Raw genomic sequence first — 26,371 nt, 5'->3', positions numbered from 1 at the left:
ACTGGAGGGGCCATGCAGTCCATCGAGACCCTGGGCAGGCTCAAGGTCGCGGCCGCGAAGCGTCGCCGCGAGGGGGTGTTCTGGCGCGCCCAGCTCGCGGCGCTGCCCGAGCGCACCGGCTTCCCGGCCGATGTCCAGCCCGGCCGACAGTCCGGCCTCCCGTCCGACACGCACGGTGGTTCGCCAGGGGAGGCGGCGGTCGCCGCGCTCGACCTCGGCCCCGAGCTGACCGCCAGACTCGGCAAGCTGGCCCGAGGCCAGGACATCGCTCTGCGTTCCGTGCTGATCGCCGTGACAGGCGCGTTGCTCCAGCGTTACGGCGGCGGCGCGGAGTCCGTGCTGGCCACGCCTCCCGCCCCCGTGCCCGCCGGACCCACGCCGCTGGCCACCTCACTGGTGCTGCGGCTGCCGGTCACCCGCGACACCACGCTGCGCGGGCTGCTGGGCGAGGTCGGGGACCGGCTGCGGGCCGCGATCGAACACCAGGACTACCCGATCGAGCTGCTCGCCGACGAGTTCGGGACCGCGGCGGGGGAGGGGGACGACCCGTTCGCCGACGTGCTCGTGGACGCGGTACGCGACGAGGCGGATCCCGCCGGGCGGCCCGGCTTCCCGCTCGCCTTCGCCTTCGTACGCGGGCCGGCCGGGCTGGCTCTGGAACTGCGGCACCGGACCGGCACGCACGGCCCCGACACCGCCCGGCGGCTTCTCACGCACTGCGTGATGCTGCTCGACCAGGCCACCGCCTCGCCCGACACGGCGATGGCCGCCTTCGACCTGCGATCCGACGACGATCTGGCGCTGATCGACAAGGCGAACGACACGGACGCCGCCTTCGAGGACACGGTGCGGCTCGACGAGCTGTTCAGCCGCCAGGTCACCGCGACGCCTGACGCCGTGGCCGTGGTGGGCGACGGCTTCCTGCTCACGTACGCCGAACTGAACGCGCGTGCCAATCGCCTGGCGCACACGCTGCGCGCCCGCGGCGTGGGCCGCGACGACCTCGTGGCCGTGCTGGCGGATCGCTCGCCGGAGATGCTCGTCGCCGTCTACGCCGTGCTGAAAGCGGGGGGCGCGTACCTGCCGATCGACCCGGGCAACCCGCGCGACCGCATCGCGTACATCCTCCATGACAGCGCCGCCCGCCTCGTCCTCACCCAGCCCCGCCACCAGGAGCTGGTCGGCGACGGCGTCGCCGTCCTCGACCTCATGGACGAGGGGGCCTACGCGCAGGAAGTGAGCACGCCGCCGGTCGAGGGCGGCGCCCGCGACCTCGCGTATGTCATCTACACCTCGGGTTCGACCGGCGCTCCCAAGGGCGTGCGGATCGAGCACCGGTCGGTCGTCAACCGCATCGGCTGGATGCAGAAGGCGTACCCGATCAGCTCTACGGACGTCATCATGCAGAAGACGCCCACGTCGTTCGACGTCTCGGTGTGGGAGCTGTTCTGGTGGACATTCGCGGGGGCGTCGGTGTGCCTGCCCGAGCCCGGCGCGGAGCGGGACCCGGAGGCGCTGACCGCCGCGGTCGAGCGGCACGGCGTCACCACGATGCACTTCGTGCCGTCCATGCTCGGGGCCTTCCTCGCCTTCGTCTCGGGAACGGGCTCGGGAACGGGCTCGGGAACGGGCTCGGGAACGGGCGAGCAGTGGCGGCTGGGCACCCTGCGGCAGGTGTTCGCCAGCGGTGAGGCGCTGCCGGCGCACCACGTGCGACGCTTCCACGAGATGCTCACGGGTTGCCGGCTGATCAACCTGTACGGGCCCACCGAGGCGGCCGTCGACGTCACCCACTACGCCTGCCACGGCGGCGAGAACATGGTGCCGATCGGGTGGCCGGTCGACAACACGCGTGTCCACGTGCTCGACGCGGACCTGCGACCCCAGCCCGTCGGCGTCCCGGGGGAGCTGTGCGTCGCCGGGGTCCAGCTGGCCCGAGGGTACCTGGGTCTCCCCGAACTGACGGCCGAACGCTTCGTCGCCGCGCCCCAAGCGGGCGAGGAGCGCGTCTACCGTACGGGGGACCTGGCCCGCAGGCTGGCCGACGGCGGCATCGAGTATCTGGGCCGCATCGACCACCAGGTCAAGCTGCGGGGATACCGCATCGAACCGGGTGAGATCGAGGAGCGGCTGCGGCAGCACCCCGCCGTGCGGGACGCCGTCGTCATCCCCCGGGGACAGGATCATCTGTGCGGTTACGTCGTGGCGGCCGAGCCCTTGCCCGAGGATGACCTAAAGGAGCACTTGAGGCGCACGCTACCGGAGTACATGATCCCCGCCCGCCTCGTCACGCTCGCCGCGTTCCCGCTCAGCCCGAGTGGCAAGCTGGACCGCCGCGCGCTGCCCGACCCCGGCGAACCGGACCGCACGGTGGACCATGTCGCCCCGCGCACGCCGCAGGAGGCGGACCTGGCCCGCGTCTGGGCCGAGGTGCTCGGCGTCGAATCGGTCGGTGTGCACGACAACTTCTTCGCGCTCGGCGGCAACTCGATCCACTTCGTCACCGTGCTGGCCAGGGCACGCGCGTGCGGCCTCGACTTCACCTTCCAGCAGCTCTTCGAGAATCCGACCATCGCGGGTCTGGTCGCTCTCGCGCGGGACGCGGATCCGGCGACGCGCCCGCTCCGGCCGTTCGAGCTGCTGACGCCTGAGGACCGGGCGAAGATCCCGGCCGGGGTGGCCGACGCCTACCCGATGACGCAGCTCCAGGCGGGACTGGTCTTTCAGAGCGAACTGTCACACAACACAGTCGAATATCACGACATCATCAGCTACACGATCCAGAGCCCGTTCGACGCCGGATGCTTCGAGCGGGCGGTCCGGCACGTCGTCGCCGCGAACCCGATCTTCCGTACCAGCTACCACCTCACCGGCTACGGCGAGTACCTGCAACTCGTCCACGAGGACGCGCCGTCACCGCTGTACATCACCGACCTGCGCGGGATGAACGAGGACGAACAGGACGCCTGGTACCACGTATGGGCGGAGCGGGAGAAGGCTCATCGCTTCACCTGGACCGAGCCCGGCCTCGTCCGGTTGCACGTGCACGTGCTCGGCGACGACCTGTTCCGCTACACGCTCAGCCAGCACAACTCCGCACTGGACGGCTGGAGCATCACCCTGGTGCACACCACGCTGTTCGACACCTACTACCGGCTGCTCGACGGACGGCCGCTGCCGGAGGTGGAGCCGGACGGGTACGCGCGCGACTACGTCTCACTGGAGCGCCGGTCCCTCGCCGACGAGGGCCACCGTTCCTACTGGGCGGACGTGCTCGAAGGCGGCACCTTCACCGAGGTGCCCCGCACGAGGGAATCGGCAGCGCCGGACGTCTTCCCCGTCGTGTTCCACGAGGTGGAGTTCCCGCGCGGCCTGTCCGACCGGATCGTGGCGCTGGCCGGGGCGCTGTCCGTGCCGGTCAAGAACGTCGCGATGGCCGCGCACGTCAAGGTCCTGTCCCTGATCACCGGCGAGCGCGACGTCATGACCGGGTACGAGCACAGCGGCCGGCCCGAGGCGGAGGGCGCCACCCGTTCGATCGGCCTGTTCCTCAACACGGTGCCCTTCCGGGTGCGCACGGGCGAGGGCTCCTGGGAGAGCCTCGTGCGCGACGTCTACCAGGCCGAGGTCGAACTGCTCCCCGCGCGGCGATACCCGATGGCGCGGATGAAGCACGACCTGGGAACACAACAGGCGCTGTTCGAGACGGCCTTCAACTTCACGCACTTCTATCTGCTGCGGCAGCTGGAGGCGCTCGACGGCTTCTCCCTGCTCGACGTGCGGGCCAACTCGGAGACGGAGTTCGTGCTGCGCGCCGAGTTCTCCCGGCACTTCATCACCGACGAGGTACGGCTCAGCCTGCACTACCACGCCCACCTCTTCGAGCCCTGGCAGGTGGCGCGGATGGGGGCGTACTACATCGCCGCGTTCGAGCAGATGGCAGACGATCCGGCCGCTCTCCATCACCTCGCCGATCTGCTGCCCGGCGAGGAGAGCGCGGCGCTGATCGAGATGGAACAGAGCGAGAGCGTCCTGCCGAAGCTGGCAGACCATTATCGGGCGCGGGTCGTCGACGAACACGGCCTGCGGGTGCCCTTCGCCACGCCGGGGCGGATCGTGCTGCTCGCCAACGGGGCCACGATCCCCACCACAGGTGTGTACGGACGCCGCATGCCCGGCGGCCTTGAGCTGTTCCAGGCACCCCGAAGCCTGACGTTTCACCGTTCCGAAGAGCGGAGTGCCGCGGGGGAGACGGGCCGTCGGCCCACCGGAGCGGTGGGACAACGCATCGCGGAGGCGTGGTCCAGGGTGCTCGACGTGCCGCTGGAGCAGATCACCCTCGACGGCAACTTCTTCGAGCTCGGCGGCAGCTCGCTGTCGGCCATGCGGGTGGTCATGGAGTTGGAGGGGCTCGTGTCGCTCACCGACCTGATGCGCAACTCCACTCTGGGACCGCTGTGTGAGGTGGCCGAGGCTCGTCTGAACGAGGACGCACCCGGCTCGCCGCGGGCCGGTCTGCTGCGCTCGCCGTCGGCCGACTCCGACCTCGGTCTGCTTCGCTCGCTCTCGTCCGACCCCGGCCGAGCCCGGTCCGTCCTCGTGTGCTTTCCCTACGCGGCCGGCAACGCCGTCAACTTCGAGCCGCTGGCCACCGCCCTCGACAAGGCGGGCGCCGACGTGGCCGTCTATGGCGTGGAGCTGCCGGGTCATGATCCCGGCCATCCGGACGAGCCCTTCCTGTCCATCGAGGAGGCGGCGCGGCGGGTGGCGGAGGAGATCCGCGGTCTCGCCGACCGGCCCGTGGTGCTCTGGGGCCACTGCGTCGGCTCGGCTCTGGCCGTCGAGACCGCACGCCTGATGGAGGCGGGCGGAAACGCGCCGCTCCACGTCTTCGTGGCCGGAAAACTGCTGCACGACGCCCGGATCACTCGCGAGTCCATGGAGCAGGTGGACGCGATGACGGACGAGGACATCGTGCGCTGGCTCGTCGAGGCGACCGGGTACTCCGGGCTCGACGTGCTCTCACCCGAGCAGGCGGCCTTCGTCACCAGGACGTTCCGGCACGACTCCGGCTCGGCCAACGGCTATCTGCTGGCGGCGGCCGAGCGGGGGCCCGTGGCCAGGCTGCGCGCGCCGCTCACGGTCGTCCATGCCTCGGACGATCCGCTGACCCCTGACCACCGGCGGAGGTACGAGGACTGGTCGCTGTTCGCCGATCGGCCGAGGCTCGCGGAGCTCGGGCCCTTCGGCCACTACTTCTGCCGGACGGCCCCGGACGCGGTGGCCACGCTGCTGCACGGGCTGGTACCCCCTATGGAAGATCAACGGAGCGAAACGCACTGAGATGACCACCACGAACACCCCCCAGGCGGTCACCCCGCTGACCCCCGGCCAGCAGTACCTCGCCGGAGCGAGGAGCATGGTGCCGTTCCTCGCCTCCGCCATTCCCATGGGCATCGCCGGAGGCGTCCTCGGACTGTCGAGCGGGCTCTCCGGCTGGGCGACCCTGGGCCTGGCGATGGCCGTGAACTCCGGCACCGCCCAGTTCGTCGGCTTCGCCCTCATCGCCAACGGCACGGGCTGGGCCGCGATCATCCTCACCACGCTCATCCTGGGGCTCCGGATGCTCCTCTACTCCACCATCCTGATCCCGTACATCAAGGAAGTGCCCCAGCGGTGGCGGGTGCTGCTCGGGTTCGGGCTGATCGACGAGGTCTTCTTCGTGGCGATCGAACGGCTGAGGAAGGGCGAGCTCACCCACAACAAGCACATGTTCTTCCTCGGCGCGTCCTCACTGCTGTACGTCACCTGGATGCTGTGCACGGCGATCGGCATGTCCCTCGGCTCGGCCGTCCCGGACGTGCGGGGGCTCGGACTGGACTTCCCGGTCACCGCCATGTTCATCGCCATGCTCGCGATCGGGCTGGCGAACTGGCGCGTGACCGCGGCCATCTGCGCCGCGGGGGTGACCGTGATGCTGGCGCGGGGCCTGCCGTACAACCTCGGCGTCGTGCTGGCCGCGGTGGTGGGAGCGGTGGTGGGGACCGCGTGCGAGTACGCGGCGAAGTCGAGGACGAAGGAGATCGCCCGATGAGTATGGCGCTGCTGATCCTCGGCATGGGGTTGTGCAGTTTCCTGCCGCGCTACCTCCCGTTGGCCCTCTTCGCCGACAGGGAGATGCCGCCGCTGGCGGAGACGCTGCTCAGGTACACGCCGCCGGCCGTGCTGGCCGCACTGGTGTTCCCGGCCGTTCTCGTGCCTTCAGGGGACGGCGTCGAGCTGACCCTGACGAACCCTTATCTGATAGGCGGCGCGGTCACCTTCGCCGTGGGTCTGGTGTCGAAAAGGTTCCTGCTTGTGACAGCAGTCGGAATTGTCGCTTTCTATCTCACTCGCTGGCTCGTCGGCTGAATGTTATAGGCGTCTTAAGTTTGTCGAAATTCATTTGACACCCGACATCGTTCGGGCGATTTCGCATGCCTTTTTTGCCTGCTCTCAACTGGTGAGACATCCTTGACAATCAGCTATTGCGGGATGATCCTGCCGCCGTTAAAGTATGGCCCGCAGGTGCGGACTCGCAATAAAGAGACGGGGCATCTTTCGCGTTCGGTCTGCGCCTCAGGCGAAACGACCAAGAAAGGATGACCGGGTCTCCATGACGACCGTGTCAGCTGAGAAAGAATCACGTGCCTTAAACGTGACCATGCGCGTGTTGAACAGCGTCGAACGCGCCGGTAATAAGCTGCCTCATCCGTTCTGGCTCTTCATCATCCTGAGCGTCGTGCTCATGGCGCTGAGCTGGATCCTGTCCGCGGCCGGAGTGTCGGCGGTCAACCCCGCCGACAAGACGACCGTCGCGGTGAAGAACCTGTTGTCGAGCGAAGGCGTCACGCTGATGCTCGGCGACGCCATCAAGAGCTTCACCACCTTCCCCCCGCTGGGCACGGTCCTGGTGGTCATGCTCGGCGTCGCGGTGGCCGACAGGGCGGGCCTGCTCTCGGCCGTCCTGCGCCGGGGCGTCTCCCGCGTGCCGGCCCGGTGGGTCACCTTCGCGCTCGCCTTCACCGGCATGGTCTCCCACGTGGCCGCCGACTCGGCGTACATCGTGCTGATCCCGCTGGGCGGGCTGGCCTTCTACGCGGTCGGCCGCAGCCCGATCGTCGGCGTCGTGGTCGCGTTCGTCTCGGTCGCGGCCGGCTTCGACGCCAGCCCGGTGGTCACCCCGCTCGACGTCATCTTGGGTGGCATCACCACCGACGCCGCGCACACCATCGACCCGAGCTACACCGTCACCCCGCTCGCCAACTACTTCTTCTCCATCGGCTCCTCGGTCGTGCTGTCCATCGTCATCACCGTGGTGACGGAGACGATCCTGACCAAGCGGGCCGCGAGCCTGCCGATCGACGACGACGCCGAGGTGGGCGACCTCGGCTCGCTGGAGCTGTCCGCCCAGGAGCGGCGCGGGCTGCGCTGGTCCGGCATCGCGCTGCTGGTGATCGCCGGGCTGATCGCGCTGTCCATCATCCCGGCCGACTCCCCGCTACGCGGCGAGGGCGGCAGCCTGGTCACCGGCCCGCTGCTGAACGCGATCTCCATCATGCTCGGCATCGCCTTCTTCATCGTCGGAATCGTGTACGGCCGCGTCGTCGGCACCATCAAGAGCAACAGCGACGTGCCCGAGTTCATGGCCCACGGCATGCGCGAGATGGCCCCGGTCCTCGTGCTGTTCTTCGCCATCTCCCAGTTCCTGGCCTACTTCAAGTGGACCGGCATCGGCACCATCGTCGCCATCAACGGCGCCGACCTGCTGAAGTCGGCCGGGATCAACGGCCCGATGATCTTTGTCGGCATCCTGATCATCGTCACCTTCATCAACCTGCTGATCACCAGCGGCTCCGCCCAGTGGGCGTTGGTCGGCCCGGTCTTCGTGCCGATGCTGATGCTGCTGAAGATCTCGCCGGAAGCCACCCAGGCGGTCTACCGCATCGCCGACTCCTGCACCAACGCCCTCAGCCCGATGAGTCCCTACTTCGTGCTGGTCCTCGGCTTCATCCAGCGCTACCGCAAATCCGCCGGCATCGGCACGCTGATCGCCCTCACCATGCCGCTGTGCCTGATCATGCTCGTGGTCTGGACGCTGTTCTTCCTGGCGTGGTGGGCACTCGGCATCCCGCTGGGCCCCGGCGTTCCCTCCTAACTCTCCTCACTCTTAGCGAAAGGATCCTTCAGTGACACCGGCTCCCACGTGGACCCGCCAGGCGCTCCCCTCCATGCTCGACGACCTGCGTATGCTCGTCGAGCTGGAAAGCCCGAGCAACGACAAACAGCTCCTGGACGGGGCACTCGACGCGATCTTCCGCTGGGCGGTGGACCGCGCCGGGGAGCCGGACGAGTTCACCCGGCACGACGGCGGCCAGTACGGCGACGTGCTGGAACTGACCTACCAGGGCACCGCCCCCGGCTTCGTCCTGCTGGTCGGCCACTACGACACTGTCTGGCCGGTCGGCACCCTCGCCGACTGGCCATGGCAGATCACCGACGGCGTCATCAGCGCACCTGGCGTCTTCGACATGAAGACGGGCCTCGTCCAGGCGGTCTGGGCCGTACGCGGGCTGCGCGAGCTGGGCCTGCCGCATCCCACGGTCCGCCTGCTGTTCAACGGCGACGAGGAGATCGGCAGCCCGGCCTCCCGCGCCCGCATCGAGGCGGCCAGCGCCGGGGCGCTGGCCAGCCTGGTCTTCGAAGGCGCCATAGACGGCGCGGTCAAAACCTCCCGCAAGGGCGTCGGCATCTTCCAGGTGTCCGTCACCGGGATCGAGGCCCACGCCGGCCTCGACCCCACCGCCGGTGCCAGCGCCATCCACGCCATGGCCGACCTGATCACCCAGATCGCCGCCCTGGGCGCCCCCTCGCTCGGCACGACGGTCAACGTCGGCCTGGTCAGCGGCGGCACCGGCACCAACGTCACCGCAGGCCAGGCAACCTGCGGCATCGACGTACGCGTGTCCGACCCGGCCGAGATGGCCAGGGTGGACGCCGCACTCACCTCGCTGCGCGCCCCCGACCCTCGGGTCTCCGTGGCGCTCTCCGGCGAATGGAACCGGCCGCCCATGACGCCCAACCCCGCCTCCCAGGACCTTTACGCCAGGACGTACAAGGTGGCGATCGAGCACGGCTGGGACCTCCGCGAGGCGGGTGTGGGCGGGGCCAGCGACGCCAACTTCATCTCAGCCCTGGGCCGGCCCGTCCTCGACGGACTCGGTCCCGTGGGAGCGGGATCCCACTCTCGGGGGGAGCACACCATCGTCGAATACATCCCCGAACGCACCGCCCTGACCATCGGGCTCATCACGGGCTTCGCCAGCTAGTCGCTCCGTCACGCGACCTTGGCCGGGTGACGGGGGCCGGCTTGCGCTGTGGGGTGCCGGCCTGGACGCCGTCACCAATACGGCCTCGCCCAGGGGGATCATCTCCGCGCTTCGCGCTGACGCCGGACCTGTGCTGCCAGGTGGGTATTGCCGGGCCAGAGCCCAGATCGCGCGTTTGAGCAGCGGTTTTCGGTAAGCCTTAGGTACGTGATGTAGCCAGGCCGGCCAAGTGCAGGCGTTCGTTCGGGAAGTGCGGTCGACGGGCCTTGGAATGGGGGCGCGGGCCTCGGGGTGCAGGCCGAGCGGGTCCTGGGTCACTGCCAGGGTCAGCAACTGGGCCTCGGCCAGTTTCAGCGCTCGCCCGATCGATCGTCACGTACGGTCCGTGATAAGGGTGTTGATGATCGGTCTGTGACAACAGATCAATCCTCAACACCCTGTGTCATTTCCCGAACGACTCAGGACCTATTCGTCGCTAGGCGCCGTCCTTGTCCAGCAGCCGATGGAGCGTGCGTTCCACGTCGGCCATTGTGCGCTGCAGGCAGTCGAGTCTGTCTAGCATCTGGCGCTGAGCGGATGTGAGCTGCTCCTTGGTGTGCCGGCGAAGGCCGGCGATCTCGTCTCCGAGAGCTGCGAAGTCCTGGGACGTTTCCGCCTTGATGCTGGCGATTTCAACTCTTATCCGCTCAACGGCGACCGCCGTTGAGGCGATGGCGGCGTGTATGCCTTCCAGGCATGGGCAGCCGTTTGTCGGGAGGCTCGCATGTTGACGCCGCGCGCGAGGGCCGCGATAGGCCCCATTACGGGAACGCGCTGTCGCTTCGACGGCTGCCGCGCGAAGTTTCGCGTCGCGAGTCTCCGCCTCTTCGTTCATGTACCCCTACCTTTTCGGTAGCTGGAAGGATCTCGGCCTTGGCGGCCGAGATCACTGTGTGTGAGTACATCGTCGCAAGAAGTTGCTGTCGATGACGCACGGTCATCGGAATTCGGGTGTGGTTTTATTCGTCGCGGTGTGGCAGATATGCATCTGAGTCCGATTTTGGGCTCAAGTGAATGTGTCCTGAGTGGGACATTCTGGGACGCTACGGGCTGGCTAGGTTTTGGTAGCGGGAGGGTTAGGTTTGCTAGGCGCCGGGAGTGCAGTTGTACAGGTGGCCGTAGCGGTTTTGGGCGATACGCATGAGCTCGGTCATGTCCTTGATCGCGTCCCTGCCCTTGGCGACCTGGGCTAGGTAGATGTCAATCATTCGTTCTTTGCCGCCGCAGCGGAACTTGGCACTCACTCGGTACGGTTGGTCGGCAAACGATGTATTCGGCAGGTATGCGGCCAGGCCGTCGCCGAGGTCGGTAGGAAGTGCGACTCCGCCATACCTCGTGTAGACCTGGCGCCTGTCGTCCATGACGAAGTCCAAGCTCTCCGGGCTAGTCCCGCCGCCCACTTGGAGCCAGCCCACCTCTAGATGGCGAGGGGTTGTATCAGGGGTCCAGCACTCACCGCTCTTCTCGCCGCCACTAGTTTTCTCGACGAGAGAGCCAGGCGCACCGCTTACCAAGCGAAACGCCTGCTCAGGAATGAGCTTGCAGACGTATGGTGCGGAATCCATGACCGGCTGAGGGGCTGGGGCCGGTGTGGAGACGATGTTGTTTTCCGGGGTACAGGCTACGGTGAGCAACGCGAGGCCAGCCAGAGCGCCGGGCAGACAGTAATGCCTCATTTTCCGCCTCCGGACCGGATCTCAAGACCGAGATAATCGTCCACCTCGCTGGTCCTGCGAAAGGTACCGCTGAAGCGATCGAAAACATCGCTGCCTCCCCCTTTCTTCCGAACCCATTCAAGGAAGTCGCTGTATTCCTGCGGACTCATCTCGGCAAAGGGCTTGATCGTCAGCGGGGTTCCAGTCGCGAATGTCCGATCATTCATATTGGTGTCGTCCAGCAGGCCCTTATTCAGCATGGTTGTGGCGAGCATCTGCTCTGCCAGCCTCTCGACCGCCAGTCGGTTGTCCGCCAATGTCCGGTACGTCTCATCCAAGCCCCGCCGATGTTCAGACATCTGCTGGGCGACCTGTTTGGCAATCTCGTCATAAGCGGCACCGGTTAGCTTGTCATATTCCGTAGTGATCAACTTGCCGAAGGCTCCGGCGGCTAGTTCGCCCACCTGCTTGGCTCCCGGCACGGGGAGTAGTCCAATCGCGTTGCTCACCATGGTCTTCAGCGACTCGTCCGCCTTCTTGTCGTCCAACCCCTGGGCGATCAGTACCTGACGGCGGATCTCCACGATGTGGGAGAAGGAACGCGCCTCATCCACGGTCCGGTCTGTCAGGAACTGCTTGATGTCAGCCTTGTCGACTCGCCCATCCCCATCGAAGTCGAATGCCTTGACGTCGGCCTTGGTGAAACCGAACCGCTCAGCGTTGGAAGCGTTGAGACCGACCGGAGGCACGGTGTCCAGCGCCGCTCGCATGTGTTCAGTCTGTGCTCTAACCAGCGCCTCAAACCCGGCGTCGTGGGAAGTGGCCAGCGCCAGCGCGTAGGCCATGTCCGTGGCCGCGACTTGGTGGAAGACCGCATGGTTCAGGAGGAGCTTGGAGACCTGGTCGATGTTGGCCGCGATCGCGCGGGCCAGAGGATAGCTCAGGGGAGCGAAACGATCGAACGTCTCTCTGTTCTTTATCTCCAGATTTCCGCTCTCCCCTTTGCCAAAGGCAGGGCGGACCTCGTCGGCGACGGTCTTCATCATCTCGGCAGCCAGCTTCTGGGAAGTCTCATCCCGGCCGGTCGTCGCCGTCACCAGCAGGTCATTGAACGGCGCGTAGTCACCCAGATAGCGAGAGGCGCCCCACCGAGTCGTCAGCAGATAGTGCAGCACGGATTCCTTCCACCCGGCCGGGGTCTGGTCCAGCAGAGCATGGGACGCCTCCCGGCTGGACTTCGCTGCTTGGAAAAGATCGTCCACCAACGATGAGGCCCTCGCGCCTGGATTGCCCGCATGCGTTCCCGGTCTCAGCATGGTGCCAAGGCCGAGCGCGCCCGCCAGGTCGACTACGGGAACCTGGGCTCCCGCGAACATCCGGCCCAGCAGGTCCTTACTCGCTGCCCATTCGTCCTTACGCTGCTCGTACTCATAGACGATCACGTCACGCCCGACGGCCTCCATGAACTCCTTCGAGTAAGGCGGCTTCCCGTCGTGGGCACGCCAGATGAGCGCCTGAGCCTGGTAGCCCGTGTACTTCGTGTCGCCGGCCTTCTGCTGGGCTCGGCCTTCCCTCACCAAGTCCTTGAGGAATTCGGCGCCCACGTACGCGGGATTCTTCGGATCTGTCCCCCGGGCCAGAGCCGCGCTCAGCATGCGCAGGGCGTCCTTGCCCTGGCCGGAGAGCTGGGCCAGGCGATCGGAGTCCCCGTGGGTCCCGGCGTCGCGCAGTCGCGCGGCGAGCGAGCCAGGCAGCCGTGTCACGCCCTGGGCGCCCAGTGTGCCCAGGAACGCCTTGACGAACTCGGCGTCCCCGGTCCGCGTCGCGTATTTCTTCAGCTCGGCCAGCGCCTTGGCGTCCCCCTCCGCAGCGTTCAGCGCGGCGCGACCGGCCAGGGTTCCGTCCAGCAGGCCCTTGGCGGCCTCCAGGCCGTCAGGCATCTCGAGGAAGCTCCCGGCGGCCGTGCTCATGCCGAAGGTGACCTTCTGCCGCTGCAGCTCGTGAACCAGTTTCTGCCGCCGCCGCAGGTCCTCGGCCTGCGTGGTCACACGTCCGGCCAACTGCCGCAGCCGGGCCGCCGGAGAAGTGTGGAGCCCGGCGCTCTGCAGCTCGCTGTGCAGGGCCTGCGCCAGCTCCTCCAGTCGCCTGGCGGCCTCGGTGTGCTTGCCCGCCATCGCGTCGAATTCAGACGGCTTCACCCCGGTGAACTCCGTCATGGCTTGTCCTGAAGGGAGGCCAGCTTCTGGTTTGCGCTGTGTACGGCCTGCGTGAGCATGTCCTGCAACTCCCGCCGGTCGGCGTGGACCTGGGAGTCGAACCGGGCGCCCGTGGGACCCACCCACGTGTCGTTCTCCATCAGGCGGCAGGAGGGATCGAGCGCCCACCAGTGCTCGTCCGAGAGTCGCTGGATCCGTTCCGCCACGGCCCGCATCGCCTCGCGGTCGAGGTTGGCCAAGATGATCCCCTTGTACGGCTCGCTGCACCAGAACAGATCAGGAGGCGGCGTCCCTCACGTGGTCACACGGTAATCAACATCGCATCAACAAAACAAGTTTAAGCGCAGTGAAAGGTATGGAGCGTCGGAATTTTGTTATGCAATGAGATGCTTTGCCAGGCTCGATCTTGTCGCGTGAGAACTGCCTGTGACCTGCGGGTCTTTCCGCCAGCGAGAATGAAACTCATTGAGGATTTGCTGAAGCGGCCGAGATGGGGCCAGAGCGGGATGGTTGGCGAGTGCACCGTCGCGGACGGGAAGATCATGGCCGCCGGAGGCAGGTCGGGGCGGGGAGTGCAACTACGCGCCGACTACACACTCAAACTCCCGGCCGGGCCCGCCTGTCGCGGTGGTGGAGTTAAGACGGACGCCCATCAACGACGACGAGGGCATTGAGCAGGCCAAGCGATACGCCGGGAAGCTCCAGGCGCCCTTCGCGTACGCGACGAACGGGTCCAGGTCCATGAGATCGGCCTCGACGCGGGGCTTGGCACGGAGGTCGACGACCACTCTTCGTCAGTCGAATTGTAGGCGCTACCACCAGTTAAAGTGGGTTCGGGGCGTGGCTCATCATCGTGGAATGCTTGCGAGCATCGCTGCTAACCGCTGCGTTCAATGGGACGCGCCGAAATCCTCGCTGCGGAGCCTGCCCGTCTTAGGGGTCAAGGGAAGTCTCCCCGCATGAGCGGAGAGTCTTCCCTTTCTGCGAACATATTTACAAGTCGAACTCGCCGTCCTTCACGCCGCCGATGAAGGCGCTCCATTCGCCAGGGGTGAAGATGAGGGCCGGACCGCTGGGGTTTTTGCTGTCGCGGAGGCCTCGGCGTCCTCCGGACAGTTCGGCAACCTCAACGCAATTGCCGCCGTCGGGCCCCGATCGGGTGGACTTGCGCCAGGTAGCTGTGTCGAGTTCGCGGGTCAGCTCGTCCATCGCTGCAGCGTCTCCTTGATCAGGTCTAGGGATTCGCGTTGGGGCAGCGCTTCTGAGCGAATCCCCTCATATCTATATGTTAGGACGCGGACGTCCTCTGGTCGCTCGGTTACCCGACTCATGACGCCAGCGGATTCGACATACGCTGTGTCGAAGACGCCATGTGCCTGCGCGATGGCGAACCCGCCGGCAAGACCAGTCGTGGAGTAGGCCTTGAGGGGAAGAACCTGGATGGTGATCCGGGGAGCTTCGCCATCTTCGAGAAGGCGAGTGAGCTGCGCCGACATCACGGCAGGGCTGCCGATCGGGCGGTGCAGAACTGCCTCGTCGATCACGATCCACAACAATGGCGGTTTGGGACGCCTAAGGATGCTTTGGCGTTCCATTCGAGCGATCACATGTTCCTCGACCTGTTCGGACGTCACGCCGACATCACCGCTCAGGATGGCCCTGGCGTAGTCCTCGGTCTGCAGCAGGCCGGGCACGACCAGCGGTTCCCAGGTCCGGATCGCCTCCGCCGTGGCCTCCACTTCGAGCCAGGGCCGAAACCAAGAAGGAGCCTGTGCATGACTGACCATCGGCCAAAGCCGCATCAGGGCCCCTTCCGCCTCCAGTGCCTCGTCGCAGTGGCGGGCGAACTCCTCCGTGGGTGACCGTCTGGCTGTCTCGATCATGCTGATCGTGCCGACGGAGTAGGACACCGCTTTCGACAGACGAATCTGGGACCAGCCTCTGGCCTTGCGGTGTCGCCGCAGCTCGAAGCCGAACAGTGCGGTCGGTGAGTCAGTAGGGCATAGCTCGCTTTCCTTGGGCATCTGACCTCCAGGGGGATGGCCACCGTTTCAACACGACTTTCAGCGAAACGGTTGATGGCTTATCGAAGTCAATCGACTACTCAATGTAGCCGAGCCTTGGGATGGTTGGAAGGCCGATCGAGGCCGACTTCTTCGGGTGGGTGAAGCAATGAAAGCAGCGAGTGCGGAGCCGAGGGTCATCGGCTCGATCCAGCTCGTGGGCATTCGTGAGTCCGTCTCGCACGCCCGCTCCGAAGTACGCAGATGGCTCGGAGACGATCATCCTTCTGTGGACGACGCCGTGTTGGTGGCGTCCGAGCTCGTGACGAACGCGCTCCGGCATTCCGCCGCCAAACCGTACGACTTCATCGGCCTCACCGTCACCGCGACGGACGAGATGGTCTATGTGGAGGTGCGTGACCCCGGTTCCGCCTTCTCCGGCCCGCACATTCGGCAGGAGCCGGAGGCGGAGGACGGTCGTGGGTTGTTGATCGTCCGTGAGATCTCCCAAGACTGGGGAACCCGAGAGCACGGCCGTGGGCTTGGCCGTACCGTCTGGTGCGCCATCCGGGCCGTCCCATCTTCCCCTGACCCGTCCGCTCCCGAATCGGTCTCCGGATCGGTTGGCGGGTGTGGCCCTGGCTGAACGCGGAGCCAGCCCAGGTCAGGCGGCTCCGCCTTCTCGAGGAGGGGGAGTGGGGGAGCCGCCGCAGAACGTCCGGCAGGGATCTTCCCCCCGTGGCTCCAAGCCGGGCAGGCCCCCGATGAGTGCACCCGCTTCGGCCCTCATCGGGGGCCATCCACAGAATGAGCGGGCAAAGTAAGTGGCAGACGATCCGGTATCGCCACTTCGCCGGAAGCTGAGCAGCGACTTGGCCGGCTTGTCTACGACCGCGGGTCGCTCTTGGTCTGTCGCAGGCGGAGTTGGCTGAGCGTGCGGGGATGACTCAACCATTTTGGCGTAACTTCCGGATTGCCGCAGTTGGAAGGGACGTCAAGGCTTGTTGATGTACAAGACTTCGGGCGTTGTCAGTGACACCGTGCAGTACAACGCCGAGCGCGAGATCGACGAGGACTCGACCGAAGTGCGGTTCCTGTCCTACGAGGACCATCTGCTGTGGCGGGACGTCGGCCTGCGTGGCCAGTTGCCCAGTGGCGCACCGGACCTGGCATGGCGCGGCCGACACGGTGAGCGCAACGCCGTGTTCGCTGATCTGTTGGTTTGTACGGGGATGCGGCTTCGGGAAGCGTCCAGCCTCCTGGTGACCGAACTGCCGCCGGTGGCGCAGCGCGGGTTGACCGGCGACCTGCGTCTGCCGGCGACGATCACCAAGCGGCGGCGAGCCCGCACGGTGTACGTGTCGCGCCGCGTGCTGTGTGCCCTGCACCAGTACGTGGAGATCGAGCGGGACGAACTGGTCGCGCGCCAGCACGCCGCGGGTCCGTCCGTCGACCGCGGGCAGTGGGTGTACGTACGCTCCGCTGGCCGCTCCTCGCTGACGCTGGCGGCGGGCAGCCAGTCGCGGCCGTACGCGCAGCTCACCATCGCGCAGCGGCGTGGGTTGCGGTGGGCCGGCGACGAGGCCGCTCCGGGCGGTCTGTTGTGGTGGTGGCTGGGTGAGAATGGAATGCCGCTCAGCCGCGCCACCTGGCAGGCGGTGTTCCGGCGCGCGAACCAGCGGTGCACGCGGTTCGGCCTGGACTTCGACGTCCACCCGCAACACCCTGCGCGATACGTTCGCGGTGCACATACTCGGGCTGTTGCTGCGGGAGACGGTCCGGCAGTTGCGGATGGAGCCGGGCGAGACTCCGCTGAGCCAGCGGGTCAAGCGCCTGCTGATCGGGGACCCACTGCGCGGCTGCAACTGCCGCTGGGCCACCGGCATCATGACTCGGTGTTCGTCTACCTGCACCGTCTCACGACGGCCGGGACCGACGACATCGGTGAATTCAGGCTCGATCTGTCCCCACACGGGCGAAATCCGGTTCCGCCGCTTCCAGTCGCGGTACCGGGATGCCCAACCGTCGTGCTTCGGCCAGGGTGTCCCGGCAGACCTCACGCGGCTCCTCGGCGTCGGGATCGGAGTGCGCCTCGAAATTCACGCGCAGCGGCGTGACATGAGCAGTCAGCCAGGCGAGCACGGGGGCCATCAGCCAGGTGGGCGCCCGGAACGGCAGCACACCGACCCGGTGACGTCGCAGGTCAATGCCGCGCGCCTTGAGGAGCGGCAGCAGCTCGCGGCCGGTCAGCAGTGCCTCGCGCAGGTCGCCCGTTGCCCCGGCCAGCTTGGACAGGGAACCCAGTCGCAGGCCCTGCGAGAACAGGCCGGCATCCGACACGAAATGGACCCACAGCCAGCCGCGGAAGTCAGGCCGCTCCTTGAGCCGGAGTCCGGCCTCGCGAAACGCCTGGCGCACGGCCCGCTCCCGGTCGGTCGGGGGCTGGCCGAGGGTGCCGAAGATGACCGACGGCAGCAGCCCCCCACGGAGCACGCCGTCCGCGCCGAAACCGCCACCGCCCTGGGGAAAGCCCCAGGCGATCTGGTCGCGGGGGAGTGCGCCGATCGCGGCGAGCGGCTCGGTCCAGAGGTTGCCGAAGATCAGCACCGTGGCCCCGCCGACACGCGGGGACAGAAAGGCCGTCGCCTCCGCGAGGCGGTGGTGCGGCACGCTGAGCACGATCAGGTCGAAGTCGTGGTCCGGCTCCAGCGCCTCGCGGTAGCGCACCGGCCACTTCTCGACGACGCGCTGCCCCCACACCCGGCGCCGCATGTCGAACAGGTCGAGGCCGACTGCGTCCCCGTACGTCGCCGCGCGGCCCGGCCGGACGTAGAACTCGACGTCATGTCCCGCCTGTTGCAGGACCCAGCCGTAGACGGTGGCGATCACGCCTCGGCCGAACATCAGGATCTTCACGCTGCACCTCGTGGGGTACGATCGATTTGGAGGTCATCTCCACTTTCGAAAATATGGAGATAATCTCCATTTGTCAACAAGGGGCAGCGCATGACCGCCGACAAGCCGCTGCGTGCCGACGCCCGGCGCAAGCGCGAGGCCCTGCTCGCCACGGCCCGGGAGGTCTTCGACGCCGGAGGCTTCTTCGACCTGCGCTTCGATGACTTCGCTCGCCTGGCCGGGGTGGGCACGGGCACGCTGTACCGCCACTTCCCCACCCGGGAGGCACTGGCCGAGGCGGTCTACCACGGGGAAGTCGCCACGCTGTGCGACCGCGCCCGCCGGCTACAGGCCACACTGCCCGCGGCGGAGGCGTTGGCGACCTTCCTATGCGGCATGGTCGACCACATGGACGCCCATCAGGGCCTCGCCCGGACGCTGGCCACGCTCATGGCCGATCGTTCGGGTGCCCTCGCCGAGGGCAGCCGGGCGCTTGAGCAGGCTGTCACCGACCTGGTGGCCGCCGCCGTACAGGAGGGCGCCGTTCGCGACGACGTGGACGCCGGTGCCGTGATGATGGCGCTGCACGGCATCGGCGCGGCCCATGACCGCCCCGAGTGGCGGGCCGAGGCCGACGATGTCATCACCCTCGTGCTGGACGGGCTGCGCCGCCCGCTGTGACGCCGTCCGCTGTGACGCCGTCCGCTATGACAAGGTGCGGCACGAGGTCGCATGCCGCGAGCGAAAGCATCCGGTTGGTGGTACGGCGGCGACAATGCGGTCCGGGATGGTCACCCGGCCGCAGGTGTCCCGTTTGGAGACGGGTGGTGGCGACATCACCGTGGCATCCCTGAGGCGGCTGGCCGCCGCGCCGCATGCGGACCTGACCATCGGCTTCCTACCGCACCGGGCTGCGCGATCTGGACCCGAGGACATCGAACGCGCCTGCCTCTAGGTGAGAAGCACCTGGCCGAGGACGTGCTCGCCGATGGCGGCCATGCTGGGGTTGCCGGCCGAGTGAGCGGCGAAACGCCCGTCGGGGGGCGATGTGGCAGGCAGGCGGGCAGTACGTACGGTCAGGTAGCGAAGACCTGGTCGTCGTCGGCGAACGCCTTGAACTCCAGGGCGTTGCCGGCCGGGTCGAGCAGAAACATCGTCCACTGCTCGCCGGCCTGCCCGGCGAAGCGCACATAGGGCTCGATCACGAACAGGACGCCTGCCGTACGGAGCCGGTCGGCCAGCGCGTGGAAGTCGTCGATCGTGAGGATCAGGCCGAAGTGCGGCACCGGGACGTCGTGGCCGTCGACCGGGTTGTGGATCTGCTGGGTCCGGGCCGGCGCCAGGTGGGTGACGAATTGGTGGCCGTACATGTTCCAGTCGATCCAGGTTTCGGCGCTGCGGCCGTGCAGCAGGCCGAGAACCTCGCCGTAGAAGCGGCGGGCGGCTGTCAGGTCGTCGACCGGCATGGCCAGGTGGAAGCGCGGGATCGGGGAGTTCAACACGCTCATGGCGGGTGGGCCTCTCTACTAAAGGAGGAAATGTCCTAATGTCGACATTACGACATGATGGGGGAAGTTGTTAACATTGAGACAATCATCGGAAGGTTAAACGTCATGGGTGAACGGGGTGCAGTGGCTCCCGCCCGTCGTCGAGGGCTGGCCGACGAGGTCGCCGATCGCGTACGGGAGGCCATCTTCGGCGGCGTGTACGCCCCGGGGGCCCAGCTGCGCGAGGTCGAGCTGTCCCAGGCGCTGGACGTGAGCCGTGGCCCAGTACGCGAGGCGCTGCTCCTGCTGGAGCGCGAGGGTCTGGTCCGCAGCCAGTGGCATCGCGGTGCCACAGTGATCACCCTGTCTCCGCAGGACATCGCCGAACTGGACAGCCTGCGCGGCGCGCTTGAGCACCTGGCCGTGCAGCGGGTGGTCGGCCATGCTTCAGAGGAGGACCTTGTCAAGATCGACAAGGTGGTCGACGGCATGAGGCGCGCGGCGGACGCGCACACGATGGTCCGCTGCGACCTCGCGTTCCACGACGCCGTCTACGACGCCGCCCACCACCGGCGTCTGAGTGAAGCCTGGCAGGCGATCCGCTCACAGATCCACCTGTTCCTGCTGACTCGGATCGGCCGTAGCTCCGACGGCTATCTTGAGCACATCGCGGACGAACACCGCCTGCTCGCGGACGCTCTGCGTGCCGGCGACGCCGACGCGGCATTGGAGCTGTTCGCCGCCCACCGTCACCATGCGGCCCAAGTGCTCGCCGCTCACGACCTCCCGCCGGGGCAGGAGGATCAGAGCGTCGTAGGGTCCACGGCGAAGCGATAACGCAGCGCGCGCTCGCGGTTGTTAGTGAACGTTGCGTTTCTATGGGGTGAATCGTATGCTCCTTAGAGAACGTTTTGTTCTCTAAGGAGCTTGTCATGGGCCTCGTGCTGCCGGGTCTGCTGCTGGCGATGCTGCTGGGCGCGCTCGATCAGACGATCATGGCGCCCGCTCTGCCCGCCGTGGCGGGGAGTCTCGGCGGGCTGAACCAGATGCCGGCGGTGATCAGCGCTTACCTGGTCGCCGCGACCGTCGTGATGCCCCTGTACGGCAAGCTCGGCGACCGGTACGGGCGTAAGCCGATGATGCAGGCGGCGATCGTCATCTTCGTCACCGGTGCCGTGCTGTGCTCGGTGGCCGCCTCGATGCCGCAGTTCATCGCGTTCCGTGCGGTGCAGGGCATCGGTGGCGGCGGGCTGATGATCGGGGCGCAGGCGATCATCGGAGAGGTCGTCAGCCCGCGTGAGCGCGGCCGCTATCTGGGGCTGATCGGCGCCGCGTACGTGGTCGCCGCGGTCGGTGGACCGCTGCTGGGCGGGTTCTTCATCGACCGGCTCAGCTGGCGGTGGATCTTCACGATCTACCCGCCGCTCGGGCTGCTCGCCCTTGTCGTACTGACGGCGACCTTGCGGCTCCCCAAACCCGAGCTCACGGTCGAGAATCGCGCACCGATCGACTTCGCCGGTGCGGTCACGTTGGCGGTCGCCGTGGTCGGTGTGGTCATGCTGGGACAGACCAGGAACCTGGCCTTCCTCGCCTTGGCCGTCGCGGGTGGGGCGGCGTGGCTGGTGAGCGCTCGGCACGCCGCCGATCCGATCCTCCCGCTGCGTCTCTTCCGCGACCGCGCCTTCGCTGTGCCCGTGGCGATCAGCCTGCTCATCGGATTCACCCTGTTCGGGACCATCGCGTACATGCCCGCCTACCTGCAGATCGCCCTGCGCTCCACCGCCACCCAGGCGGGCCTGCTGGTGACCGCCCTCATGGGGGGCGTGCTGACCACCACCATCGTCTCCGGCAGGCTCATCACCAGGACGGGGCGCTACAAGCCGTACCCGGTGGCGGGCACGGCGATGACGGCGGCCGGGCTGGCGTTGCTCGGGATCGTGGGCGACCGCGGGGGAGCGGTGGCGATCGCCGCCGTGATGCTGCTGATGGGGCTCGGCGTCGGGCTGGTCATGCAGGTCATGGTGCTGGCCACGCAGAACGCCGTCGACTACGCCGACCTCGGCACCGCGACCTCGGCGGTGACGTTCACGCGGCAGATCGGCGCCTCGGCCGGGGTCGCGCTGGTGGGGGCGCTGATCACCTGGAGGTCCGGCATCACCGCCACGGAGACGGCCGACCTGCCCGGCAGCGTGCGGGACGCCTTCGCCACGGCTGTGCCGCCGGTGTTCGCGGCCATGGCGCCGCTGCTCGCCGTGGCGTTCGTCCTGGCGTTCGCGTTGCCGGCGCGACCGCTCCGCACCACCGCCTACGCCAAGGAGAACCAAGTGAAAGCTGTTGAGAACCAAGTGAAAGCCGAGGAGGGCCAGTGAAACTCGTAGCACCCCTGAACGCCTTCGGCCGCGGCGACCTGGCTCTGGCCGGAGGCAAGGGCGCCAACCTGGGCGAGCTCGTCAAGAACGGCTTCCCCGTCCCGGGCGGTTTCGTCGTGACCACGGCCGCCTACGACCTGGTCGCGGACGGGCACGACACCCGTACGTACTTCGAGAACGTGGATATCCCCCCGGACCTGCGCGAGGCGATCACCGGCGCCTATGCCGAGCTCGGCGGCGGGCCCGTGGCGGTTCGGTCCAGTGCCACGGCGGAGGATCTGCCGGGGGCGGCGTTCGCCGGGCAGCAGGACACCTACCTCAACATCGTGGGCGCGGAGGCGGTGGTCGACGCGGTCCGCCGGTGCTGGGGCTCGCTCTGGACCGAGCGGGCCGTCGCCTACCGCGAGAAGCGGGGCGTCGACGCGGCCGAGGTGCGCATCGCGGTGGTCGTGCAGCGCATGGTCCAGTCGGAGGCGGCCGGCGTGCTGTTCACCGCGAACCCGGTCACCGGCGACCGTACGCAGACCGTCGTGGACGCGAGCAGCGGGCTCGGCGAGGCCGTCGTCTCGGGACTCGTCACGCCCGACCACTACGTGCTCGACGCCTCGGGGCGGGTCGCCTCCTTCACGCCGGGCCGTCGCGAGGTGGTCGTCCGAGGTACGGCCGGCGGCGGCGTCGTACACGAGACCGGAGACCCCGCCACCGGCGAGGCGCTGCCCCGCGCGGCGCTCGCTGAGCTGGCCCGGCTGGCGAGCGAGGTCGCGGCTCGGTTCGGCCGCCCGCAGGACATCGAGTGGGCGTACGCGGGCGGCCGGGTGAACCTGGTCCAGGCCCGTCCCATGACCGCGCTCCCGCCGGCGCCGGTGGGGTCGCTCAACCCGGTCCAGCGCAAGGTCGGCAGCGTTCTGCTGGAGTATCTGCCCGTACGTCCCTATCCGATTGATATGACGACCTGGCTGCCGTACGGTCCGGCGGGCATGATGGCCAAGGTCGCGGCGGCCTTTGGTATCAAGGGGGTGTTCGAGGACTTTCTGCAGGAGGAGGACGGTGTCGTCTACCGGTTGGTGCCACGCTCTCCACGTGTGACAGCCGGTCTGCTAACCATCCCGTTCCGGCTCGTCCGGCGGGCCAGGCGCTACGATCCCGCCCGGTGGACGGAGGATCCGCGCTTCCAGGCATTCCTTGCCGCGAACCGCGAGCTGGCGGCCCGTGACCTGGCCTCGATGTCCTGGCCGGAGCTGATTCGGGTGCCCAGACAGGCACTGGACCTGGTCCGGCCGGTGACTGACCTGCGTACCGACTACCTGCCTGGCACGGGGCTCGCCCTGTTGCGGCTGCTGGTGGCGGTCAAGTTGTTGCGGCGTGGCGCGCTGTTCGGCGAGCTGATGACCGGCGCGCGTACTCGTACCTCCGACGCCAACCAGGCGCTGGAGGAGCTGGCCGAGGAGGCTCGGGCGACCGGAGCGCTCGACGCGGATCCGATGCCCGCCGGCTTCGCCGCGAAGCTGCGCGACTTCCTCGCCGAATACGGGCATCGGGAGACTGTGACTCCGATTCTGGTCACCCCGCCGACCTGGGGCGAGGCCCCGGAAATCGTCCTCGGAACGATCAGGGTGCTCGCGGCCAAGCCACCCACTGCCGCGACCGCCGCGACCACCACGACCACCACGGACGGGGCGGCCACGGACAGGGCGGCGGCGGGAGCGGGCGGGGCGTTCGAGCGGCTGCTCCGGCACCCCCTGCTGCGGGCCGGGCGCCGGAGGGCCCGGGTCGTGCGCTGGGTCGAGGCGGCTCGCGCGGGTCACGCGTTCCGCGAGGACAGCCACTTCTACTTCACGCTGCCGCTGCCCATTCTGCGCCGGTCGCTGTTGGAGATCGGGGCGCGGCTGCGCGACGCGGCCGTGCTCCAGCGGCCCGAGGACGTCTTCCACCTGCGGTTGGAGGAGCTGGAGTCGATCAAGGGCCTGGCCGGCTCCGACGAATGCCTCGACGGCCTGCGGGCGGCCGTGCGGCAGCGGGCGGCCAAGCGGGAGGAGCTCTCGGGCGTGCGGCTCATCGACCCGAGGGCGATCTTCCCCGTCCGCGACGCGGGCGACGCGATCGTGACCGGGACGCCCGCGGGCGGCGGCAGTGCCACCGGGCCGGTCAAGGTCATCCGGGATCCGGCCGAGTTCGGCAGCCTGACGGGCGGGGACGTGCTCGTCTGCCCCTACACCAACCCGTCGTGGACCCCGCTGTTCCAGCGTGCGGCGGCCGTCGTCGTCGACACCGGGAGCGCCGCCTCGCACGCCGCGATCGTCGCCAGGGAGTACGGCATCCCGGCCGTCATGGGTACGGCCGGAGGCACGTCCACGCTGGTCGACGGACAGGTGGTGACCGTCGACGGGGACGCGGGCACCGTCGTCATCGCCCACTCAAGCGGGGATGCGGACCTCGCGGGCTCAGGCGGCCACGCGGGCACCGCCACCGCGCTCTCTGGCGGGGATGCGGTCGCCCCGGGCTCAGATGAGGGCGCGGGCACGGGCGCGATCACCGCGGCCTCATAGGATGCCTGTCATGGTCACCGACCACCGCAAGCTGCCGCGACGGCGCGGCGAGGCGCTCAACGTCGCCATCTATCAGGCGACCCTCGCCGAACTCGCCGAGGTCGGTTACGCCCGGCTGACCATGGAGCGTGTCGCCGAGAGAGCCAAGGCCAGTAAGGCCTCGCTCTACCGGCGCTGGCCCACCCGCATCGAGCTGGTCATGGACGCCGTCTATCACGTACTGCCCGACGCGCTGTCCGTCCCCGACACGGGCAGCCTGCGCGGCGACATACTGGCGGCGTTGCGGCGGACGGCCGAGGCGCTGGCCGGTCCCGCGGGTGAGGCGATGCGCGGGCTGCTCAGCGAGGCGCTGGGCGACGAGTCGCGGGCCGCCACGTTCCGGGAGAACTCGCAGGGCACCGGCAGACGGCTGATGCGGGAGATCGTCCGCCGGGCGGTCGAGCGCGGCGAGGTCGCCCCCGAGGACGTGACCCCGCGCCGGCTCGACGCCGGTCAGGCGCTGCTCCGGCAGCACTTCCTCTTCCAGGGCCTGCCCATCCCGGACGAGCTTCTTGTGCAGATCGCCGACGAGGTCATGGTCCCGCTCTTCACCCGGTCCTGAGCCCGGCAGGCGAACAGAGCGTTCATGCGGGCTTGAGGCCCAGCACCGCGCCCAACGTACGCACCGACTGCTCGAAGCTCCCACGCCTGTCGTCGATCGTGTTCTCGAACTGGCCGAACACCTCGAAGTTGACCCAGCCGTACAGGCCGGTCCACGCGGTGAGGCCACGGAAGATCAGGTCGTCGGGGACCCCGGGCATGATCTGGCGCAGGTTCGCCGCGTCCGCCGACAGCGCGGCGGGGGCGGGCGGCGCGAGGCTGGGCGGGGTCAGCGCGCCCGCGTCGTACGCCTGTGCGGTGATCCGGCCGAACACCGCCACATCGCGGAGCCTGGCCGCGATCGTCTCCTCCGGCGCCTGGTAGCCGGGCACGGGGGAGCCGTACAGCAGCGTGTACTCGTGCGGATGGGCCAGCGCCCAGTCGCGTACGGCATGGCAGACGGCCAGCCAGCGCCCCGCGAAGTCGCCGGGCGGGCTGTCCGCGTCGGCGCGCTCCACCGCCGCGCCGAGCGCGTTGTAGCCGTCGATGATCAGCGCGGTCAGCAGGTCATCGCGGCTGGGGAAATAGCGGTAGATGGCCGACGAGACCATGCCCATCTCGCGGGCCACCGCGCGCAGGGAGAGGCCACCCGCGCCTTCGGTGGCCAGCTGGCGGCGGGCGATGTCGGTGATCTCCTTGGTCAGCTCGGCCCGGACACGTTCTCTCGCGGTACGGCTCGCAGTCATGTCCCGACCATATCAGAGCACTGCGAAAAAACGAGAGCACTGCTCTTGACGACTGTCGCTCCAATGAGAGAGCATTGCTCTCGTAAGCGAACGGCAGTCACGCGGAGGTTCGAGATGCTGACCATCGCCAAAGGGGCCAACGCGGCTCTGATGTTCTTCCTGGAGCTCGGCGTCCTGGCCTCGGTGGGCTACTGGGGCTTCACGGTGAGCCCGAACTGGGCGATCAAGCTGCTCGCCGGGCTCGGCGGGCCCGCCTTGTTCATCGCCGTCTGGGCCCTGTTCGGTGCGGGCGGCGGCGCCAACGCCACGTTCCCGCTGACCGGCCTGGCCAGGGCCGCCCTGGAGATCCTCTGGTTCGGTGGCGGCGCCCTGGCGCTCTACGCCGCGAGCCTGGCCACGCCGGCTGCCGTCTTCGCAGCGGTCTTCGTCCTCAACGCGGTCCTCCGCATCGTCTGGAAGCAGGTCTGA

22 protein-coding genes are annotated in these 26,371 nt (G+C 68.1%); 12 read left to right on the top strand and 10 right to left on the bottom strand.

Going from position 1 to position 26,371, the window contains the following annotated elements:
* The first annotated feature begins 12 nt into the window (after positions 1-12).
* From ACQP2T_RS45305 to ACQP2T_RS45285, 5 genes are all read left to right on the top strand, one after another.
* Entirely contained in the window at positions 13-5,343 is a 5,331-nt protein-coding gene (locus tag ACQP2T_RS45305) for an amino acid adenylation domain-containing protein (protein ID WP_433511030.1), read from the top strand.
* 1 nt (position 5,344) lies between these two features.
* Positions 5,345-6,094, top strand: coding sequence for an AzlC family ABC transporter permease (locus ACQP2T_RS45300; protein ID WP_433511029.1), 750 nt, complete (start codon positions 5,345-5,347; stop codon positions 6,092-6,094).
* The gene (locus ACQP2T_RS45295; protein ID WP_433511028.1) at positions 6,091-6,411 is read left to right on the top strand and encodes an AzlD domain-containing protein; all 321 of its coding nucleotides are present in this window, start codon (positions 6,091-6,093) and stop codon (positions 6,409-6,411) included. The genes ACQP2T_RS45300 and ACQP2T_RS45295 overlap by 4 nt, the downstream gene beginning before the upstream one ends.
* Before the next feature lie 244 nt (positions 6,412-6,655).
* Complete coding sequence (locus ACQP2T_RS45290; protein ID WP_433511027.1) at positions 6,656-8,197, top strand: AbgT family transporter; 1,542 nt, start codon at positions 6,656-6,658, stop codon at positions 8,195-8,197.
* Between the two features lie 31 nt (positions 8,198-8,228).
* Positions 8,229-9,368, top strand: a complete 1,140-nt coding sequence (locus ACQP2T_RS45285; RefSeq protein ID WP_433511026.1) for a M20 family metallopeptidase — start codon at positions 8,229-8,231, stop codon at positions 9,366-9,368.
* Between the two features lie 475 nt (positions 9,369-9,843).
* Here the strand turns inward: ACQP2T_RS45285 and ACQP2T_RS45280 are convergent, their stop codons facing one another.
* The 6 genes from ACQP2T_RS45280 to ACQP2T_RS45255 all read right to left on the bottom strand — a co-directional run bounded on the left by ACQP2T_RS45280 (position 9,844) and on the right by ACQP2T_RS45255 (position 15,302).
* Positions 9,844-10,242: a hypothetical protein gene (locus ACQP2T_RS45280; protein ID WP_433511025.1), complete on the bottom strand. Its 399-nt coding sequence runs from the start codon at positions 10,240-10,242 to the stop codon at positions 9,844-9,846.
* 250 nt (positions 10,243-10,492) lie between these two features.
* Positions 10,493-10,615: a hypothetical protein gene (locus ACQP2T_RS45275; protein ID WP_433511024.1), complete on the bottom strand. Its 123-nt coding sequence runs from the start codon at positions 10,613-10,615 to the stop codon at positions 10,493-10,495.
* A 464-nt stretch (positions 10,616-11,079) separates the two neighbouring features.
* Positions 11,080-13,278 carry a hypothetical protein gene (locus tag ACQP2T_RS45270; protein ID WP_433511023.1) on the bottom strand — a complete coding sequence of 733 codons (2,199 nt, stop codon included), beginning with the start codon at positions 13,276-13,278 and terminating at the stop codon, positions 11,080-11,082.
* Complete coding sequence (locus tag ACQP2T_RS45265) at positions 13,275-13,517, bottom strand: hypothetical protein (protein WP_433511022.1); 243 nt, start codon at positions 13,515-13,517, stop codon at positions 13,275-13,277. Before ACQP2T_RS45265 ends, ACQP2T_RS45270 begins: the two co-directional genes overlap by 4 nt.
* A gap of 754 nt (positions 13,518-14,271) precedes the next feature.
* Positions 14,272-14,487: a DUF397 domain-containing protein gene (locus tag ACQP2T_RS45260; RefSeq protein ID WP_433511021.1), complete on the bottom strand. Its 216-nt coding sequence runs from the start codon at positions 14,485-14,487 to the stop codon at positions 14,272-14,274.
* Positions 14,475-15,302 (bottom strand): helix-turn-helix domain-containing protein, encoded by an 828-nt coding sequence (locus ACQP2T_RS45255; RefSeq protein ID WP_433511020.1) that lies wholly within the window; start codon positions 15,300-15,302, stop codon positions 14,475-14,477. Before ACQP2T_RS45255 ends, ACQP2T_RS45260 begins: the two co-directional genes overlap by 13 nt.
* A 148-nt stretch (positions 15,303-15,450) precedes the next feature.
* Here ACQP2T_RS45255 and ACQP2T_RS45250 point away from each other — a divergent pair, with 148 nt between their 5' ends.
* Complete coding sequence (locus ACQP2T_RS45250) at positions 15,451-15,927, top strand: ATP-binding protein (RefSeq protein ID WP_433511019.1); 477 nt, start codon at positions 15,451-15,453, stop codon at positions 15,925-15,927.
* A gap of 301 nt (positions 15,928-16,228) precedes the next feature.
* On the opposite strand, the gene ACQP2T_RS45245 is transcribed toward ACQP2T_RS45250, so the two are convergent.
* Both ACQP2T_RS45245 and ACQP2T_RS45240 read right to left on the bottom strand, forming a co-directional pair.
* Positions 16,229-16,996, bottom strand: coding sequence for a hypothetical protein (locus tag ACQP2T_RS45245; protein ID WP_433511018.1), 768 nt, complete (start codon positions 16,994-16,996; stop codon positions 16,229-16,231).
* 235 nt (positions 16,997-17,231) lie between these two features.
* Positions 17,232-18,197 carry a ketopantoate reductase family protein gene (locus ACQP2T_RS45240; protein WP_433511017.1) on the bottom strand — a complete coding sequence of 322 codons (966 nt, stop codon included), beginning with the start codon at positions 18,195-18,197 and terminating at the stop codon, positions 17,232-17,234.
* Between the two features lie 90 nt (positions 18,198-18,287).
* Here ACQP2T_RS45240 and ACQP2T_RS45235 point away from each other — a divergent pair, with 90 nt between their 5' ends.
* On the top strand, positions 18,288-18,857 hold the full coding sequence (locus ACQP2T_RS45235; RefSeq protein ID WP_433511016.1) for a TetR/AcrR family transcriptional regulator: 570 nt from the start codon (positions 18,288-18,290) through the stop codon (positions 18,855-18,857).
* Between the two features lie 395 nt (positions 18,858-19,252).
* On the opposite strand, the gene ACQP2T_RS45230 is transcribed toward ACQP2T_RS45235, so the two are convergent.
* Positions 19,253-19,684 (bottom strand): VOC family protein, encoded by a 432-nt coding sequence (locus tag ACQP2T_RS45230; RefSeq protein WP_433511015.1) that lies wholly within the window; start codon positions 19,682-19,684, stop codon positions 19,253-19,255.
* 105 nt (positions 19,685-19,789) lie between these two features.
* Here ACQP2T_RS45230 and ACQP2T_RS45225 point away from each other — a divergent pair, with 105 nt between their 5' ends.
* The 4 genes from ACQP2T_RS45225 (at position 19,790) to ACQP2T_RS45210 (ending at position 25,179) form a co-directional block, all read left to right on the top strand.
* The gene (locus tag ACQP2T_RS45225; protein WP_433511014.1) at positions 19,790-20,500 is read left to right on the top strand and encodes a GntR family transcriptional regulator; all 711 of its coding nucleotides are present in this window, start codon (positions 19,790-19,792) and stop codon (positions 20,498-20,500) included.
* Between the two features lie 95 nt (positions 20,501-20,595).
* Complete coding sequence (locus ACQP2T_RS45220) at positions 20,596-22,032, top strand: MFS transporter (RefSeq protein WP_433511013.1); 1,437 nt, start codon at positions 20,596-20,598, stop codon at positions 22,030-22,032.
* Complete coding sequence (locus ACQP2T_RS45215; protein WP_433511012.1) at positions 22,029-24,578, top strand: PEP/pyruvate-binding domain-containing protein; 2,550 nt, start codon at positions 22,029-22,031, stop codon at positions 24,576-24,578. Before ACQP2T_RS45220 ends, ACQP2T_RS45215 begins: the two co-directional genes overlap by 4 nt.
* Before the next feature lies 1 nt (position 24,579).
* A complete protein-coding gene (locus tag ACQP2T_RS45210; RefSeq protein ID WP_433511011.1) occupies positions 24,580-25,179 on the top strand; it encodes a TetR/AcrR family transcriptional regulator in 600 nt (199 codons plus the stop codon).
* 22 nt (positions 25,180-25,201) lie between these two features.
* On the opposite strand, the gene ACQP2T_RS45205 is transcribed toward ACQP2T_RS45210, so the two are convergent.
* A complete protein-coding gene (locus ACQP2T_RS45205) occupies positions 25,202-25,903 on the bottom strand; it encodes a TetR/AcrR family transcriptional regulator (RefSeq protein ID WP_433511010.1) in 702 nt (233 codons plus the stop codon).
* Positions 25,904-26,017: 114 nt separating this feature from the next.
* Here ACQP2T_RS45205 and ACQP2T_RS45200 point away from each other — a divergent pair, with 114 nt between their 5' ends.
* Complete coding sequence (locus ACQP2T_RS45200) at positions 26,018-26,371, top strand: YrdB family protein (protein WP_433511009.1); 354 nt, start codon at positions 26,018-26,020, stop codon at positions 26,369-26,371.

It is taken from the genome of Nonomuraea sp. CA-143628 (genome assembly GCF_050942315.1).
Taxonomy (GTDB): domain Bacteria; phylum Actinomycetota; class Actinomycetes; order Streptosporangiales; family Streptosporangiaceae; genus Nonomuraea.
Note: the sequence above shows the minus strand (reverse complement) of the source record. Positions and strands in the feature narration are given on the sequence as shown.